At 68.6% G+C, this 15,305-nt stretch carries 16 protein-coding genes; 8 read left to right on the top strand and 8 right to left on the bottom strand.

The features are described from left to right. Positions 1 to 62 precede the first annotated feature (62 nt). Genes DAT35_RS04190 through DAT35_RS04180 form a run of 4 tightly spaced genes read left to right on the top strand, consistent with a single transcriptional unit; the run spans position 63 to position 3,821 of the window. Positions 63 to 659, top strand: coding sequence for a TetR/AcrR family transcriptional regulator (locus tag DAT35_RS04190; protein ID WP_158501542.1), 597 nt, complete (start codon positions 63 to 65; stop codon positions 657 to 659). Positions 660 to 696: 37 nt separating this feature from the next. After that, a complete protein-coding gene (locus tag DAT35_RS04185; protein ID WP_108065539.1) occupies positions 697 to 1,902 on the top strand; it encodes a cytochrome P450 in 1,206 nt (401 codons plus the stop codon). 3 nt (positions 1,903 to 1,905) lie between these two features. Then, positions 1,906 to 2,334 carry a hypothetical protein gene (locus DAT35_RS58765; protein ID WP_158501541.1) on the top strand — a complete coding sequence of 143 codons (429 nt, stop codon included), beginning with the start codon at positions 1,906 to 1,908 and terminating at the stop codon, positions 2,332 to 2,334. Further along, positions 2,331 to 3,821 carry a DUF3943 domain-containing protein gene (locus DAT35_RS04180; protein WP_158501540.1) on the top strand — a complete coding sequence of 497 codons (1,491 nt, stop codon included), beginning with the start codon at positions 2,331 to 2,333 and terminating at the stop codon, positions 3,819 to 3,821. Before DAT35_RS58765 ends, DAT35_RS04180 begins: the two co-directional genes overlap by 4 nt. A gap of 29 nt (positions 3,822 to 3,850) precedes the next feature. Here DAT35_RS04180 and DAT35_RS04175 read toward each other — a convergent pair whose 3' ends face one another. From DAT35_RS04175 to DAT35_RS04150, 6 genes are all read right to left on the bottom strand, one after another. Continuing rightward, a complete protein-coding gene (locus DAT35_RS04175; RefSeq protein WP_108065537.1) occupies positions 3,851 to 6,205 on the bottom strand; it encodes a hypothetical protein in 2,355 nt (784 codons plus the stop codon). 13 nt (positions 6,206 to 6,218) lie between these two features. Then, a complete protein-coding gene (locus DAT35_RS04170) occupies positions 6,219 to 6,881 on the bottom strand; it encodes a trypsin-like peptidase domain-containing protein (protein WP_108065536.1) in 663 nt (220 codons plus the stop codon). Beyond that, the gene (locus DAT35_RS04165) at positions 6,878 to 7,648 is read right to left on the bottom strand and encodes a hypothetical protein (protein WP_108065535.1); all 771 of its coding nucleotides are present in this window, start codon (positions 7,646 to 7,648) and stop codon (positions 6,878 to 6,880) included. Before DAT35_RS04165 ends, DAT35_RS04170 begins: the two co-directional genes overlap by 4 nt. An 80-nt stretch (positions 7,649 to 7,728) precedes the next feature. Beyond that, complete coding sequence (locus tag DAT35_RS04160; RefSeq protein WP_199242794.1) at positions 7,729 to 8,211, bottom strand: SRPBCC family protein; 483 nt, start codon at positions 8,209 to 8,211, stop codon at positions 7,729 to 7,731. Further along, positions 8,208 to 8,525: a helix-turn-helix transcriptional regulator gene (locus DAT35_RS04155; protein ID WP_108065534.1), complete on the bottom strand. Its 318-nt coding sequence runs from the start codon at positions 8,523 to 8,525 to the stop codon at positions 8,208 to 8,210. The genes DAT35_RS04160 and DAT35_RS04155 overlap by 4 nt, the downstream gene beginning before the upstream one ends. A gap of 133 nt (positions 8,526 to 8,658) precedes the next feature. Further along, positions 8,659 to 8,895, bottom strand: coding sequence for a mersacidin/lichenicidin family type 2 lantibiotic (locus DAT35_RS04150; protein ID WP_108065533.1), 237 nt, complete (start codon positions 8,893 to 8,895; stop codon positions 8,659 to 8,661). Between the two features lie 113 nt (positions 8,896 to 9,008). Here DAT35_RS04150 and DAT35_RS04145 point away from each other — a divergent pair, with 113 nt between their 5' ends. Next, complete coding sequence (locus tag DAT35_RS04145) at positions 9,009 to 9,815, top strand: hypothetical protein (RefSeq protein ID WP_108065532.1); 807 nt, start codon at positions 9,009 to 9,011, stop codon at positions 9,813 to 9,815. Between the two features lie 15 nt (positions 9,816 to 9,830). On the opposite strand, the gene DAT35_RS04140 is transcribed toward DAT35_RS04145, so the two are convergent. After that, positions 9,831 to 10,442 (bottom strand): hypothetical protein, encoded by a 612-nt coding sequence (locus tag DAT35_RS04140; protein WP_108065531.1) that lies wholly within the window; start codon positions 10,440 to 10,442, stop codon positions 9,831 to 9,833. Positions 10,443 to 10,560: 118 nt separating this feature from the next. Between DAT35_RS04140 and DAT35_RS04135 the strand changes: the two genes are divergently transcribed. Next, the gene (locus DAT35_RS04135; RefSeq protein ID WP_158501539.1) at positions 10,561 to 11,694 is read left to right on the top strand and encodes a dipeptidase; all 1,134 of its coding nucleotides are present in this window, start codon (positions 10,561 to 10,563) and stop codon (positions 11,692 to 11,694) included. Positions 11,695 to 11,807: 113 nt separating this feature from the next. Continuing rightward, a complete protein-coding gene (locus tag DAT35_RS04130; RefSeq protein WP_108065529.1) occupies positions 11,808 to 13,076 on the top strand; it encodes a TonB C-terminal domain-containing protein in 1,269 nt (422 codons plus the stop codon). A 98-nt stretch (positions 13,077 to 13,174) separates the two neighbouring features. Here the strand turns inward: DAT35_RS04130 and DAT35_RS04125 are convergent, their stop codons facing one another. Beyond that, the gene (locus DAT35_RS04125) at positions 13,175 to 13,522 is read right to left on the bottom strand and encodes a YtxH domain-containing protein (protein WP_108065528.1); all 348 of its coding nucleotides are present in this window, start codon (positions 13,520 to 13,522) and stop codon (positions 13,175 to 13,177) included. 249 nt (positions 13,523 to 13,771) lie between these two features. On the opposite strand from DAT35_RS04125, the gene DAT35_RS04120 reads away from it, so the two are divergent. Further along, the gene (locus DAT35_RS04120) at positions 13,772 to 15,301 is read left to right on the top strand and encodes an acyl-CoA carboxylase subunit beta (RefSeq protein WP_108065650.1); all 1,530 of its coding nucleotides are present in this window, start codon (positions 13,772 to 13,774) and stop codon (positions 15,299 to 15,301) included. The last annotated feature ends 4 nt before the right edge of the window (positions 15,302 to 15,305 follow it).

The following is a 15,305-nucleotide window of genomic DNA, read 5'->3' as shown; positions in this document are numbered from 1 at the left end:
GGCTCAGAATAATGAATCCGCGTTCAACCTCTCGAACCAGGCCTCAATCACTCCGGGTACGGATGAAGGAGGAGGCTCGCGCCGCCATCCTCGACGCGGCGGAGCAGGTGCTGGTCAAGCAGGGCTTCCGTGCCACCCGCATGGACGACATCGCCGTCCATGTGGGGGTCTCGGTCGGAACGCTCTACAACTACTTCGAGGACAAGCAGCAGCTCCTGCAGGCGCTCCTGGAGGTGCGCGCCCGAGAGCTGCTGGCCACGATCGACGCGGAGCTGGAGCGAAGTCAGGGCGCACCGTACCGCGCCCGGCTGCACGGATTCCTCCGCTGCATCCTCGAGCACTCCCGGTCCCACTTCCGGCTGTTCAGCGAACTCCTGGAGGAGGGAGTGCGCCACGGCCGCACCGACAGCGACCGGGAGCGGCGCCGCCAACAGGAGATGTCGCAAGAGCTCTCCCGCCGCGTCGAGCTCCTCAACCAGGAAGGCGTGAAGCAGGGCGCCTTGCGGCCCGAGGACGCCCGGCACTACCCCACGTTGCTGCTGGGCATGGTCTGGAGCGTCCTCGTCCAGCAGTTCGTCGTGAAGCAGCCCCTCGCGGTCGATGAGGCCATCGCCCCGCTGATGCGCTGCTTCCTCGAGGGGGCCACCCCCCGTCCGTGAAGAGAACCGTCACCCGCATCCACCCAGGAGACAGTCCATGAGTCTGCTCGAGAGGTTCGACTTCTTCAGTCCCGAGGTGAAGAACAACCCCTATCCCTTCTTCGCCGAGATGCGGGAGAAGGCGCCGGTGCTCTGGGTCGAGCGCTTCCAGGCCTACGCCATCACCCGCTACGAGGACGTGGCGTACGCCCTGAAGAACCCGGCGCTGTTCTCGTCCGAGGACATCCTCCTGGCCGGCCGGAATCGAGAGGAGCGCAGCCCGCTCAAGCTCGGTTCGGTGAGCAGCCTCGTCACCTCGGATCCGCCCCTCCACACGAGGCTGCGCGGCCTGGTGAGCCGCGCCTTCACGCCCAAGCGCATCTCCGACCTGGAGCCCCGCGTCCGCGAGCTGTCTCGAGGGTTCGTCGCCGAGATGACCGCCCGGGAGGACTTCGATCTCATGGATGGGTTGGCAACCCCGCTGCCCGTGACCATCATCGCGGAGATGCTCGGCATCGAGCCCTCGCGCTACCGCGACTTCAAGCGCTGGTCGGACATGATCGCGGCCTCGACCTCGAACCTGAGCGGCGAGCACTCGGAGGAGGCCCTCCGGAGCGCGCAGGAGATGCTCGCCTACATGACCGAGGTCGCCGAGGCACGCCGCCGCGAGCCCCGGGGAGACCTCATCTCCGTGCTCGTCCAGGGCGGTGAAGGAGCGAGTGCGCTGACGCCCCAGGAGGTGAACTCCTTCGCGATCCTGCTGCTGATCGCCGGCAACGAGACCACCACCAACCTGCTCGGCAACGCGCTCAATGCCCTGGTGCGGCACCCGGAGCAGCTCGAGTGGCTCTCGCAGAATCCCTCCGCCTGCGCCGCGACGGTCGAGGAGACGCTGCGGTACGACTCGCCGGTGGTGACGCTGCTCCGCCGGACCACCCAGGAGATCGAACTCAGCGGCGGAAAGATTCCCGCGCAGTCGTCGGTGCTGGTGGTGGTGGCGTCCGCAAACCATGACCCGCGCAAGTTCCCGGATCCGGATCGTTTCGACATCCGGCGTGAGCCGCAGGGCGTGATGTCCTTCGGCCACGGCATCCATTTCTGTCTCGGCGCGCCCCTGTCGCGGCTCGAGGCGCCGGTGGCCCTGCAGGAGCTGTTGGCGCGGACGCCACGGCTCGCCTTCGCCCCCCGTCAGCCTGAACGCGTCGAGTATGGGCCTTCCTTCACCCTGCGCGGGCCCCGCTCTCTCTGGCTTCGGAAGAACTGACCCATGCTGACCACGCTTTTGTACGCGACCCTGTTGGGCACGGCCCCGCTCCCCGCTCCCTCGCAGGAGTCCCCACCCACTCCGGTGGTCGAGACCACCCCGGAGCCCTCCATGCGGAGCCGGGCACCGATCATGGCCGGAGTCGGCGCGACGCTCGCGCTCTCTGGCACGGTGATGTGGATCATCGGCAACTTCCAGCAGGGTGAGACGGCCTCGCTCCCTTCGAACACCGCCGAGCCCCATCCGGCGGTGAGGACGGCCCAGCAGAACCTGCTGGGGGGCGTGGCCTTGACGCTCGTCGGAGCGTGCGTCGTGGGCGTGTCGGCGGTGATGTGGAGTTGGACTCCGGAGGAGCGGCCTCGCAAGGTGTCCGCGTCTGTCATGGTCGCTCCGGGTGGGGGTGGATTCTCCCTGTCGGGCACGTTCCCGTGACCTGGCGTGGGCTGCTCGCGGCGCTGTGCCTATGTGGAACGCTCGCGCGCGCCGAGGATCCCCTCGCGCCCGAGCCCGAGCCGGGTTCGCCAGCCCCCGAGTCCGGCTCCCCCTCGCTGGAGCTCGGCGCTCCGCGGCCCGTTCTGCCCGCGGATGCGCCCCTGCGCAGGAACTACCTGGTCCCGGCCATCGAAGTGGCGGCGGTGGACCTCGGGCTCTTCGCCTTCCACAACCTCGTCTCTCGTGAGCCGTTCGCGCTGATCTCGTGGGACACGGTGCGCGGCCACCTCGATGGCTCGGATGGCTGGACCTTCGATGTCGATCAGTTCGTCACGAACCAGTTCGCCCACCCGTACCACGGCTCGTTCATCTTCGCCGGAGCGCGCTCGTCGGGCGTGCCCTTCTGGCAGTCCGGGCTCTACACCTTCTTCTCCAGTCTGGCGTGGGAGTACTTCGCCGAGAACGAGCCCCCCTCCATCAACGATCAGATCACCACGACCCTCGGAGGCGTCTTCCTGGGCGAGGTCCTCCACCGCACGTACCGCGTCCTGGTGCCCGAGGGTGGGGGAGCGGTGGGCCTGACCCGGAGGCTGGCGGGAGTGGTCGTCAGCCCCGCGTCGGCCCTGAACGACTGGATCTTCGGCGGCCAGATGTCACCGGGCGACATCGATGGGCTTCCGCCGCTCTATGCCGAGCTCACCCCGGGCTTGAGCTTGATGACGCGCCTGGTGGACAGGACCGGAGCCGATGCCTTCTTGATCCTGCGCCAGGGGCCCCAGATCTCCCTGTCGGGGGAGCTCACCTATGGAGCACCGGGCAATCCCCAGTGGCGCTACCGCCACCCCTTCTCCTATTTCGACGCGACCGCCAGTGCGACCTTCCCCGGGGTGTCGACGGCGAATCTCAACATCCGGGGGCTCATGGTGGGCGCCCAGTACGGCGGCGAGCAGAGCTCGATACGCGGCCTCTGGGGAGTGTTCGGTCTCTATGACTTCGGAGCGAACGACATCGTGCGGGTGTCGTCCGTGGGCGTGGGCTTCGGGACGACGCTGCAGGCGCGCCTCGGAGAGCAGTCGTTCCTGCAAAGCACCGCCATCCTGGGAGGACTGGGCTTCGCCGCGGCGGGAAGTCTCGATCTCGGCCCCGACTCACCGCTGGTCCGCGACTACCACATCGGTCCCGGAGTGCAGGCCATCCTGGAGGCGAAGCTCGTTCGCCGGGGCCTCGGAATGCTCCGGGTACGGGCGAAGAACTGGTGGGTGAGTGGTGCGTATACGGAGCCCCACGAGGGCTACGAGTCCATCACCTACATCACGTGGGATGGTCGTGTCCGGGTGGCGCCCCACGTCGCGGTGGGATTCGAGGTGCCCCTGGCCTGGCGCATCTACGACTTCGGCCCGACCGCACAGCAGGCCATCCGTGGGTCGGGGCTGCGCCTGACCCTGACCTATATGTCCGATGATGCCTTCGGGACGGCGGGCCCCTGAGCCGCCGTCCCGTCCCGGGCAGGCACGCCTCAGTTCCGATACAGGAGGAACAGCGGCGTATCGATGGAGACGCTCGCGCTGAATCGCCAGGAGGGGCCCGGTGTCACTCCGCCCGCGTCGATGTCGTACGCCGCGCCCACCGAGAGCGCGACCGGCGTCTTCGGAATCAATCCCTTGAGCCACACGCCGGGGCTGACCGCCTCCATCACCCGGGGGGCCTTGCGATCCTCCACGCCGACGAAGTGGGTGTAGCCCGCCAGATCGATCACCTGGAAGAACGTGCTCCAGGTGAGCCCGGCCCTGCCGATCTGGTAGTCAAGCCCCACGGGCACCAGCAACCGGGGGATGACGCGATCCTCGTGGGGGCCGGAGAGCGAATACGTGCCGCCAAACCCCACCATGCCGCCCAGGGAGACGAAGTGGTGCACGTCCGGATCACTCCGCCACTTCCAGCTCCCCACCGGTGAGGCCGAAGCGAGGATGACCGCCTTCACCTCCTGCGGGCTCTTGGCGTCGGCGAGCGACACCAGCAGGCCGCCATATTTGGCGAACCCGGACGGCAGGCAGATGCAGGGCTTGCGATCACACCGCCACTCGGAGCGCTCCGCCGCCGGGTCCGTCGCCGCCGGGGCCTTCCAGACGTCCGCCTTCTGGCACTGGATCGCGACATCGTCACCGTACCGGTCCGCCTTGCTGGAGAGCGCCTGGTGCTCGAGCAGCAGCTGATACACGGTGGAGATGTCCCGCGCGATCGCCGCCACCACCATGCGGAGCACGTCCCGAGCGGAGGAGAGGAGCGTCCTCGTTTCGAGCAGCGCCTTGTGGTTCTCCGCCACCTGGGGAGCGGCGGCCGGCATCCATCCCCCCAGCAGCCCGTTGAACCGGGTCAGCCCATCCAGCGCCACGTCCGCGGCGTCGAGCGCCGACACGCCCTCCTGCGCCAGCAGCCGGGTGGCCTCGGCGATCTGCTCGGCCGACCCGTCGCGCGACACCTCCCCGAGCCGCCGCGCCTGCTCCACCACCCGCTGCAGATCCGCGGACACCGTGGCGACTCCCTCCGCGGACTCGGAGAGGGGAGTGGCGAGCGCCGTCCACACCCTCAACCGCGACTGCGTGGCGACCGGCTCGTACACCCAGCCGCAGCTCTCCCGCTGGAGCGCGATCAGCATCACGGCCAGCCCCCGGGCCCGCGACTCCATCTGGGGGACGAGGCCCCGGTTCGCATCGTCCACCAGCGCGGAGTAGCGCGTGAAGGAGGCGGGCATGGCGCTGACGCACGCCAGCCGCGTGTAGAGCTTCGAGACCGTGGCGGACTCGCCCGGCTCCAGGGGAAGTGCCTCGAGCCGCCGCGACAGCGTGTCCAGCGCGCGCACCGGGTGCACGCCGCTCACCATCGCGTCGACCAGCTCCCGGACAGGCGGCGCGGCACGTGCGTACTTGCGCCCATCCGCCTGGGAGACGACCTCGAAGGCCAGGTGCGACGGGATGGCCCGGAGGTCCTCCTCCACCGTCTTGCGCAGCAGCGCCAGCGAGGCCGAGCCTCCCGCCCCGAGTGAGGACGCGAACGCGTTGTTGTGCGCCGCGGTGCAGGTGCTCGGCAACCAGTCCCGGATGTGCCCCTGCATCTGGCCCCAGGTGTCCTTCACCTCTTGTGCGCAGATCCGCTGATCGAACTCGAGGAGCACGTACAGCACGGCCTCGGCCTCGGCACGCTCCTGGAGCGCCAGGGCCAGCCCCTTGAAGAGTTGATCCAGGAACGCGCTCAGCTCGATCCCCGGCAGCAGGCCCGACAGGCTGGTGGCGGTCTCCACTCCCGCGTTCAGGGCGAGCCGGGATCTCGCCAGGCCCAACGCCCCCCGGGTGGCGGCCAGCGCGTCCTGTTGTACCAGGGTGGCGGTCTTCGGCAGCCGCACCGCGCTCACCGCCAGCTCCAGTGCATCCAACGCCTGGAGGAGCGGCTCGCGCGCACTGAAGTACGCGGTCAGCACCAGCGCGTCCGAGCGCAGCAGTGCCTCCACGTCGAACTCGGTCGCCTTGGGGCCCCGGTACCGCGTGCACCAGTTCGCGACCTCGGCAGTGTCCTGGAAGTCGGTGCATACCCCGCGGATGCGCTCGGGAAGCGTGCCCCGGAGCGGACTCCACCACTGGGCGAAGGCGCTGATCGTGCCGTCCGCGGGAGACACGGCGCCCGGCGGGGAAGGGGAGCCCTCCGGAGGGGTACTGGTTCCCATGCCAGCGGTGGGAAGGGGCGCGGTGCCACTGCCCATCGGGGCGCCGGGACGGGGTCCCGTCCCCCCCTGGGGAATCTGCTGGGGGGCCGCGAGCGCGACGGTGGAGAGCAGCAGCACGGCCAGGGCCGCGCCAGTTCGTGACTGCGGATGCATCCAGACGTCCTTTCTAGACTTCGAAACCCAGCGCGCGCATGGCCTCGACCACGTCAGCGCTGGAGAACGCAATGGCCTCGCCCTGCTGGGTGTCGGAATGGAATGCGCGGTGCAGGCCGATGACCTCTTCTGGCTGCTGCGGACCCATGCTCCGCAACAGCGGGCCTCCGCTGAAGGCCGGGAGGTTGGTCGCGGGGTAGTGCAGCAGGCCCTGCTCATCGACGGAGACGGTGACGGGCATGGACATCTGGGAGCGTGGCCGCACCAGCGTCCAGCCCCACAGCGCGGCGCTGCCTTCCTTCGCCGTGTCGGCGACCAGGGGCGGCTGCAGGGGGCCGCAGACCGCCCAGGGCATGCGCAGCACCGCCAGGTCCGTGGAGGGCACGAAGCCGGCGCTCTGCACGAATCGCGAGGGAATCACGACGGCATCGGCCCAGGCCCGGACGTTTCCCAGTTCCACCTTCACCTGGGCCGCCGCGAAGAGCCGGGCTCCCGCGCGGAACATCACGGCGTGGGCCACCGTCAACACCAGGCGCGGGTGCACCAGGAGACCGCTCGCCGCCTGGGAGCGATCCCAGGCGATGGCTTCGAGGCAGGCCACCGGAGTGAAGCTTCCCGTGAGCGGCTGGTTCGGAAAGAAGCGTGCGAGCTTCGCCGCCGACCAGCCTCCGATCATGTCGTCACCGGGATGGAGTGATCGAGCCCATCGACGCTGACCTTGATCTCACCTGGCAGCGCCGGAGCCCCGGGTGCCTGCTCCACCCGGAACTCCAGGCAGGGGTGGGTCGGCCACCTGCGGGGCGCATCCACCAGTCGGACCTGCTTCACCCCTTCGAGCCTCTGGAGCTCGGGCAGTTTCCGCAGCGCGGCGGCGCGCAGTTGGTCGAACGGACCCGGGGCGGACTCCTCTGAGGAGGGGAGGGGGGCCACCACAGGGCTGCCGGGAAGAAGCGGGGACAGGTTCGCGGGCACCTGGCTCGCCAGGGCCGAGCGGGCGCGCCGCGACTCGGTCATCCAGTTCAGCAGCTCGTACCAGAAGGAGGCGCCGACAGCGGAGGCCGCGCCGGTGAGCAGCACCTGCGCCACGAAGGCGAAACGGAGCTCGGAGACGTCCGGCCAGCCGCTCGAGCCCGTGAAGGCGTTCGCCCCCGTCAGGAGCGCCAGTATCAGCCCGATGAACAGGGTGTTCTCGGAGTGGGCGGCCCGCGTCAGCCGATCCACCTCGTTGCTGCCGAGCGCGACCGGCGACACCGGTTTTGAATCGACGTAGGCCTCGCCGGTTCGCAAGTCGATCTGGATGTTCCCCGACTTCTTCTTCCGCTTGCCGAACGCCAGTCTCGGCCGGAGGGGCTGCCAGTCCCGCCGCTTGAACACGGCCGCGAGGCGCTCGGCTCCCAGGGAGAGCACGAACAACACCAGGACGCCTCGCAGCAGGGATTCCATCGCCTCTTCCCGTGTCGGTTTTCTCCAGCGACTATAGCTTCCGGCACGGGGCAAGACACGGAAGCCATGACAGACGCCGTTCAGCTCCCGGCAGCGAGCTTCTGGTACTCGGCGAGGATGCCGGCCCAGCCGCCCCCCGACTCGAAGGCCTTGCGGATCGTCTCCTGCTGGTCGCCGAAGCGCTCGAGATCCCGGTGCTCCAGCTCGACGCGCGTGCGCTTGGGACCCTCGGGGGAGAAGAGCACCTCCACCTCGGTGGAGAACGTCTCGTCATACTGCCACTGGGCGTTGATCTGCCATGCCAACACCACCCGCCGCGGCGGCTCGTAGACCAGCACCTTGCCCCAAAGACACTCACTGCCATCCACCCCCCGCTCGAACCAGCGCCCGCCCACGCGCGGCTCCAGCACCACCTCCTTCAGCTCCGCCTTGCCAATGTGGTGCTCCCTCGGCCACCACCGGCCGATGCCCTCGGTGAAGACGCGGAACGCGCGCTCCTGCGGCGCCTCCACGACGATCTCCTTCTTCACCGACACCGGCTCCCCAGCGCGCCTCGTCATCATGCGTCCTGCTCCTCCTCGACCGCGGTCTTGAATGCGTCCAATGCCCGATCCCAGAACCGGTCCAGGTAGCGCCGCATCGCCTCCACCCCCCGCTGATCCACCCGGTACACGCGGCGAGTCCCCTCCTGCCGATCCACCACCAGCCCCGCCTCCTTGAGCACCTTGAGGTGCTGCGAGACCGCGGGCCGTGAGACCGGAAGCTGCTCCGCCAGTTCCCCCACCGCGAGGGGCCTCTTCGCCAACCGCTCGAAGATCTCCCTCCGGGTCGGATCCGCGAGCGCCGCAAAGCCGTCCGTTCCAGTTCCGTTAGTCATTGCTTACGGTAAGTTGATACTTACCAATGCCACGGAAGTCAAGGGCATGGGGGAAAGGGCTCGCCGCCGCGGAGAAGCGGACCGGGCGGGGATCCGAAGGGGGTCGAGAGCGCCGCCAGGCCCGGGACGGACGTTAGAGGAGAACGGGAGTGGCCGGCCGGATGCACGGGTTCGAGAGGGACCAGCGGATGGTGGTGATGGACGTCGTGGGGGGAGCACGGCCTCCCACGGCGTCCGTCAGCTCGTCATCGCCGAGCTCGGTCATGGGCTTGCCGGAGGGGTTCTCGGGGAGCGCCCGCAGCTGGTCCGAGGTGAGGCTTGCTCGGAACGATGGATCCTTCCACGCACGGATGAGTGTCTCTGTGTTCATGCTCTTCCTCCTGGGAAGGGGCTCTCTCAGAGTAGAGAGTCCCTTCAGGTGGAGTCGCCACGAGGGGAATGTGATGTCCAGCCCGTCTGGACACGACGGGGTAGACTCTCCCCATGGGACGGCCCCCTCTCGAGTTCGTCGCGTTGCTGCTGCTCATCACCGCGGGCTGTGCCACCACCTCGGCGGCCTACCATCCCCAGAAGGACTGCGAGGCGGGCAGCGCGGGTGCATGTGTCGACTGGGGTGAGGAGCTGGCCGCTCGGGAAGAGAAGCAGCAGGCCGAGGCCGCCCATGGAAAGGCATGCCAGGGCGGCATCGCCACGAGCTGCATCACGCAGGGCCGGCTCTTGATGGAGCGGGGCGAGCTGGAAGCCGCCGAGATTCCACTCCGCAAGGCGTACCTGGAGGAGTTCCCGGAGGCGTATGAGGCCCTGGCGGACCTCTACCAGGCCCGGGGAAGCCCCGCGGATCTGCGGGTCGCCAAGGGCCTGCGTTTCGAGGCGCCCGCCATCGACAAGCCGGCCGCGGAGGTCGTCTACCACTACCGGATGGATTTCCGGGGAGGCCTCGGAGGCGCGCTGACGCTGAACCTCCAGCCGATGGCCTTCCTGTCACGCCGGTTGGACATCGGGCTCCATGCCGCGTTCGGCGCGAGCCCCGTGGAGCTCAATGGCTTCATCGGCTACCAGCACTTCGTGTCCACCTGGGTCGTGCCCTATGCGCGGGTGATGCTGGGCGGGCTTCCGGATGCACCTCCCGGCATGGGGTTCAACTACGGCGGCGAGCTCGGGCTGAAGCTGTGTCTGGGGCCGCTCGGACACCTGGAGTTCGCCGCCGGCTCCTCGAGGGGCAGTCCCCTCCATGCCTCGGTGGGACTGGGCCTGAACGCGATCGTCCTGCTCCTCCTCGCGGCCCATTGAGAGGGGAGGGGGCCCTCAGCCCTTGGCGGGAGGAAGGTACTTCGCCGGCAGCGGCTGCTCGGGCGTCTCCGGCGTCCAGGCGACCGTCAGCACCCACCACCGCTTGCCATCGTTGACGAGCTGGATGCTGTTGATGCCTCGCATGAAGGGCTTCGAGTCTCCCTCGCGGAATGCCTCGTAGGTGGTGAAGACGTGCACGAGCGCACCGAAGCGCTCCTCCACCCGGTGGATCTCCCGCTCGCGGAACCCCTCCTCGACGACCATCTTCCCGGACGAGGTGATGTACTCCTCGGGGGTGATCATCCGGTAGCCGATGGTGCCGCCCTTGCGCTTGCCGGAGGGGATCATCCGCGCGCCGGGCGCGAAGAGTGAACGGAAGCGATCCCAGTCACGCGCCTGGCCCTTCGGCCCGGAGATGACGTCGTAGAGCGCCGCGACGATGGCCTCGGGAGTGACCACGTCCTCCGGCTTCGCCGCCGGAGTGCTGGCAGCCTGAGCGGGCGCAGCCGGAGCGGGCGTTGTAGGGGAGGCGGGTGGAGTGGGCTTCGTCGGCTCGGCGGCGAGCGCACCGGAGGAGAGCAGCGCCGCGACGAGCGGCCACACGCGAGGCTTGAGAGCAGAGTGCATCGAGCATCCTCTGGACTACGGGGGCGAGCATCATGGCGCATGCTCCCATACAGTCGCGAGCGCCGTGCCCATGCCGGGCACCGGGGAACCGCCCCTGAACCCGACAGGAACCCCACCCATGAGCTCCGACTCCTCCCGATCCGCCCGTCCCTCGCGCCGTGACGTCCTCCAGGGCGCCGCCGCGCTGCTCTCCACCGCGGCCCTCCCGGCCCTGGCCGCCCCCACCTCGAACGTAGCGGACGTGTATCGCCGGGCCCTGGTCATCGATGGGCTCACCAATGACAGCCCCCAGCTCAAGGCGGACGAGGCCATCGAGGCGGGGATGACCGCGGCCATCGTCGACATCCAGATCTACCCGCGCAACTTCCCGAACGCGCTCCAGGCGCTGGCGGAGTGGCAGCCCGTCTTCCGTCGGCCCGGCGGCAAGATGCTCCCAGTGCTGCGCGCCGAGGACCTGCGGCGAGCCAAAGCGGAGCGCAAGCTGGGCATCATCCTGGCCTGCCAGGACGCACAGATCCTCGACGCGGCCATGTACTCGGTAAGCGACCAGAACCTGGACAACCTCGAGCTGTTCCACGCCCAGGGGCTGCGGGTGCTTCAGCTCACCCACAACGATCGCAATGCCCTGGGCGACTCCTACCGCGAGCCGGGCAACGCGGGGCTGAGCGTCCTGGGCCAGCACGTGGTGGACCGGATGAACGAGCTGGGGATGCTCGTGGACCTGTCGCACTGTGGAGATCGCACCACCGCCGAGGCCATCGAGCGCTCGAAGAAGCCCTGTGCCATCACCCATGCGGGCTGCCGGGCCGTGTACGCCACCGGGCGCAACAAGCCGGACGAACTGCTGAAGGCCCTGGCGGGCAAGGGGGGCGTCTTCGGCGTCTTCAACATGTCGGTGTGGCTGACGGACAAGCCCACAGTGGGGCTCGAGGATCTGCTGACGCACGTGGACCACGCGGTGAAGGTGGCCGGAGTGGAGCACGTGGGCTTCGGCAGCGACGGGTACGTGGTGCGCACGGGCGAGGGGGATCCCCAGAAGGAGATCGCGGGCTTCAAGCGCTTCGTCGAGCGCAACAAGGGCCTGCCCGGCTCGGAGCAACTGCCCCAGCACCTGCACGTGGCCGAGCTGAATGGACCGGATCGGCTGTTGCGGCTCGCCGAGGGGCTGGATCGCCGGGGCTACAAGCCCGCCGACATCGAGAAGATCCTCGGCGGCAATTTCGCGCGGCTGCTCCGCGACACGCTGGGCTGAGAGACCGGGGGAGGGGAGGACAGGCCCCCCGCTCGGTTCCGTCCACGAATCCACGCATGGCGCATCATCATGGTTTGTATGGAGGGCGCATCTCTGACAGCGTGGCTCCTTCAATGCGGCGCTCCCGCAAGCTCCTCCTGGCCCTGCTGCTCTCGCTGGCCCTCCACCTGGGCCTGGGGCTCTTGCTGTATCTCGCGCCGCCCGTGAAGATCGGACCCCCAGACCGCTCGTCGGAGCCGCTCCAGTTCGAGGTGGTCGAGCGCACGCCGCCTCCGAGCGCGGAGCCTCCTCGTCCCACGCCTCCTCCGACCCCGGAGCCCCCTCGGCCGCCGCGTGCCACCCCTCGGCCGCCTCGAGCCACTGCCACCCCTCCGCCCCCGAGTGCCACGGCCGCCGCACCACCACCTCCGGCCTCCACGCCTCCGGCCACGCCTCCGGCGGGGGCCGAGCCCGAGGGAGCGGATGCACCCCGCGCGGTGCGGTTGTATCCCGGCGCTGGGGGAATCCCCGTGGGCCCCTCCACCGCCACCACTCCGGGATTCTCCACGGGACGCACGTTGAAGCCGGGCGACGGGCCCTCACCTGAGCAGCTTCTCGCCGAGGAACGCGAGCGGGTCCATGGCCGAGTGCAGGGCTTCCTCGACGATGGCATGGCGACGCTGCGCGTGGAGAACGGCCTCGTCGACAGCTTCTTTGGCGACATGGACCATGCGATGGAGAAGGGGCTCTCGGGCGCGCCGCTCTTCTCGTACGAGGGAGTGCTCAAGCACTTCTTCAAGGCGACGCCCGGGAGGACCCAGGGCCTGCGCGATCTGATAGCGAGCGCCGGGCGCTATGGCGCGACGGGAAGCCCGGATTCAGTGGGTGAGCCGTCGGGAACGGATCGCCTGGAGGACGTCGCGCGCGCGGGGACGGCGGGCACGCGAGCCCGCTCGAGGCCCTCGAACGTCGAGATGCTCGAGACGTACAACAAGGGCAGCGCGCTGCACGCGGAGGTCGACATCGAGCAGTCGCCCACGGGGCAGGTGCTGTCGGTGAAGCTGAGCAGGAGCTCCGGCAATCCCCTCTTCGATGCCTACGTCGTCGAGCACGTGCCCGAGTCGCTGGCGAAGCTGGGACCCGCGCCCGAGCACTTCGCCGGAAGGTCGAAGGGGACGACGGTGCGCAGCGTGTGGAGCATCGACGGGCACGTGAGCTTCTCGCGCACGCTCAAGTTCTCGAAGCTCGACGAGCTCAACGCCGGAGATGCGGCCTATCTGGCGGCGCTGAGTCCACTGGGGATACTGTCGGGCAACTTCGAGGAGACGCGTGGCGAGGTGATCGTCCCGGACCTGCGCAGGCCGCACTTCGACATCCGGACGAAGCTGCTGCGCGTGTACTGACCCCAGTCATTCCAAGCACTTGCCAGGCGCCAACCCAGGAGGGCAGGGGGAGCCAACTTCGCCCACGCCTGCCCGCCTGGAGGATCTGCGGACAACCGCTAGGCGCTGGCGGTCTTCTCCTGGCCCACGCTGATGCCCTGCTTGCCGAGGTAGCCCATGGCCTTGTCCTTCACATTGTTGCGCAGCTCGGGACCGGTCTTGGGCGTGAGCATGAGGGCGGCGATGCCACCCACGGCGCAACCAATGATGAACGCCCCGATCCCTGCGAACGAGCTGCGGACAGGCTTGTAGGTGGTGAGACCCACGTAGCGTAGCACGTCATCGGGGTCGAAGTCCTCCCACTGCGCCTTGGCGAACTTCGGCACGTCCCTGAGGATCTTCTTGGCGAGGAACTTCCGGTACAGGTCACTCTTCGCCGCCAACCTGGCCTTCTTCGCGAACAACATTCCGTCCTCCTCCTGTGGCCACACAGCCATACGAGAGGTGGACTTCCCCCACGGCCGCCCACCCCTACAGGACGAAAATGTAGGGAGGGGCATGCGGGGTGGCACCCCCTGGGCCACGGGCCTGTGACTTCGGGGTGGGGGCTGGCGTCGGCTGTCTATCAGAGGGTGGGCTTGACGCGGCGTGCCCAGGCCTGGAGTCAACGGAGACAGCAGCCAGGCGAGCACCTTTCTGCTATGCCCCCCGGCGCCATGTCATTCGATCAGAAACTGCTCGAGAAGATCGCCCAGGTGGAGAAGGGCGGGGCCGAGAAGTACCACGCCAAGAACCGCGAGACGGGCAAGCTGTTCGCCCGCGAGCGCATCCGGCTGCTGGTGGACGAGGGCTCCTTCGTCGAGGACGCGAAGCTCGCCAACAACCTGGACGCGGAGCTGCCCTCGGACGGTGTCATCATCGGCGTGGGGAAGGTGGCGGGGCGTGCCGTGGCGATCATGGCCAATGACTCCACGGTGAAGGCGGGCAGCTGGGGCGCGCGCACGGTGGAGAAGATCCTCCGCATCCAGGAGACGGCCAAGCAGCTGCGCTGCCCGCTGATGTACCTGGTGGACTCGGCGGGAGCGCGCATCACGGACCAGGTGGAGATGTTCCCCGGCCGCCGGGGCGCGGGCCGCATCTTCTACAACGAGGTGCACATGTCCGGCGAAGTGCCGCAGGTGTGCCTGCTCTTCGGGCCCTCGGCGGCCGGTGGCGCGTACATCCCCGCGTTCTGCGATCTGGTCATCATGGTGGATGGCAACGCCTCCATGTACCTGGGCAGCCCTCGCATGGCCGAGATGGTCATCGGCGAGAAGGTGACGCTCGAGGAGATGGGCGGCGCGAAGATGCACTGCTCGGTGTCCGGCGTGGGCGACGTGCTGGTGAAGACGGAGCAGGAGGCCATCGAGGCGGCGAAGAAGTACATCTCCTTCTTCCCGGAGAACTTCACCCAGGTGCCGCCCCGCGCCGACCCCAAAGCCCCCAAGAGCAGCGGCAAGCGGGTGGACGAGATCATCCCCGCGGATCAGAACAAGCCCTTCGACATGTATGCGCTCATCCACGAGCTCATCGACGAGGGGAGCTGGTTCGAGGTGAAGAAGCTCTTTGCCCAGGAGCTGATCACGGGCCTCGCGCGCATCGACGGCCGGCCGGTGGGGATTGTCGCCAACCAGCCCAAGTACAAGGGCGGCGTGCTGTTCGTGGACTCGGCGGACAAGGCGGCGCGATTCATCTGGCTGTGTGATGCCTTCAACATCCCGTTGCTGTACCTGGCGGACGTTCCGGGCTTCATGATCGGCACCAAGGTGGAGCGCGCGGGCATCATCCGCGCTGGAGCGAAGATGATCTCCGCGGTGTCCGAGGCCAGCGTGCCGAAGATCTGCGTGGTGGTGCGCAAGGCGTACGGCGCGGGCCTGTACGCCATGAGCGGCCCGGGCTTCGCGCCGGACGCCACGCTGGCGCTACCCCAGGCGATGATCGCCGTGATGGGCCCCGAGGCCGCGGTGAACGCCGTCTACTTCAACAAGATCCAGGAGAAGCCCGAGGCCGAGCGGGCGGCCTACGTCCAGCAGCTGCGCGACGAGTACCGTCAGGACGTGGACATCTACAAGCTGGCGAGCGAGCTGGTGGTGGACGAGATCGTCCCCGGGGACAGGCTGCGCAACGAATTGCAGCAGCGTTATGAGCTGTATTCCCGGCGCTTCCAGCCCCGGGAGACGAAGAAGCATGGCGTCTACCCCGTTTGATGGT

The organism is Vitiosangium sp. GDMCC 1.1324, from assembly GCF_003044305.1.
Classification (GTDB): domain Bacteria; phylum Myxococcota; class Myxococcia; order Myxococcales; family Myxococcaceae; genus Archangium.
The sequence above is the reverse complement of the archived record's forward strand: the minus strand, read 5'-3'. Positions and strand labels throughout refer to the sequence as shown.

Excerpts from the sequence above, each read along its gene's own strand:
- DAT35_RS04190 (WP_158501542.1), top strand. The coding sequence starts at position 63 with ATGAAGGAGGAGGCTCGCGCCGCCATCCTCGACGCGGCGGAGCAGGTG.
- DAT35_RS04185 (WP_108065539.1), top strand. The coding sequence starts at position 697 with ATGAGTCTGCTCGAGAGGTTCGACTTCTTCAGTCCCGAGGTGAAGAAC.
- DAT35_RS58765 (WP_158501541.1), top strand. The coding sequence starts at position 1,906 with ATGCTGACCACGCTTTTGTACGCGACCCTGTTGGGCACGGCCCCGCTC.
- DAT35_RS04175 (WP_108065537.1), bottom strand. The coding sequence starts at position 6,205 with ATGCATCCGCAGTCACGAACTGGCGCGGCCCTGGCCGTGCTGCTGCTC.
- DAT35_RS04170 (WP_108065536.1), bottom strand. The coding sequence starts at position 6,881 with ATGATCGGAGGCTGGTCGGCGGCGAAGCTCGCACGCTTCTTTCCGAAC.
- DAT35_RS04165 (WP_108065535.1), bottom strand. The coding sequence starts at position 7,648 with ATGGAATCCCTGCTGCGAGGCGTCCTGGTGTTGTTCGTGCTCTCCCTG.
- DAT35_RS04160 (WP_199242794.1), bottom strand. The coding sequence starts at position 8,211 with ATGATGACGAGGCGCGCTGGGGAGCCGGTGTCGGTGAAGAAGGAGATC.
- DAT35_RS04155 (WP_108065534.1), bottom strand. The coding sequence starts at position 8,525 with ATGACTAACGGAACTGGAACGGACGGCTTTGCGGCGCTCGCGGATCCG.
- DAT35_RS04150 (WP_108065533.1), bottom strand. The coding sequence starts at position 8,895 with ATGAACACAGAGACACTCATCCGTGCGTGGAAGGATCCATCGTTCCGA.
- DAT35_RS04145 (WP_108065532.1), top strand. The coding sequence starts at position 9,009 with ATGGGACGGCCCCCTCTCGAGTTCGTCGCGTTGCTGCTGCTCATCACC.
- DAT35_RS04140 (WP_108065531.1), bottom strand. The coding sequence starts at position 10,442 with ATGCACTCTGCTCTCAAGCCTCGCGTGTGGCCGCTCGTCGCGGCGCTG.
- DAT35_RS04135 (WP_158501539.1), top strand. The coding sequence starts at position 10,561 with ATGAGCTCCGACTCCTCCCGATCCGCCCGTCCCTCGCGCCGTGACGTC.
- DAT35_RS04130 (WP_108065529.1), top strand. The coding sequence starts at position 11,808 with ATGCGGCGCTCCCGCAAGCTCCTCCTGGCCCTGCTGCTCTCGCTGGCC.
- DAT35_RS04125 (WP_108065528.1), bottom strand. The coding sequence starts at position 13,522 with ATGTTGTTCGCGAAGAAGGCCAGGTTGGCGGCGAAGAGTGACCTGTAC.
- DAT35_RS04120 (WP_108065650.1), top strand. The coding sequence starts at position 13,772 with ATGTCATTCGATCAGAAACTGCTCGAGAAGATCGCCCAGGTGGAGAAG.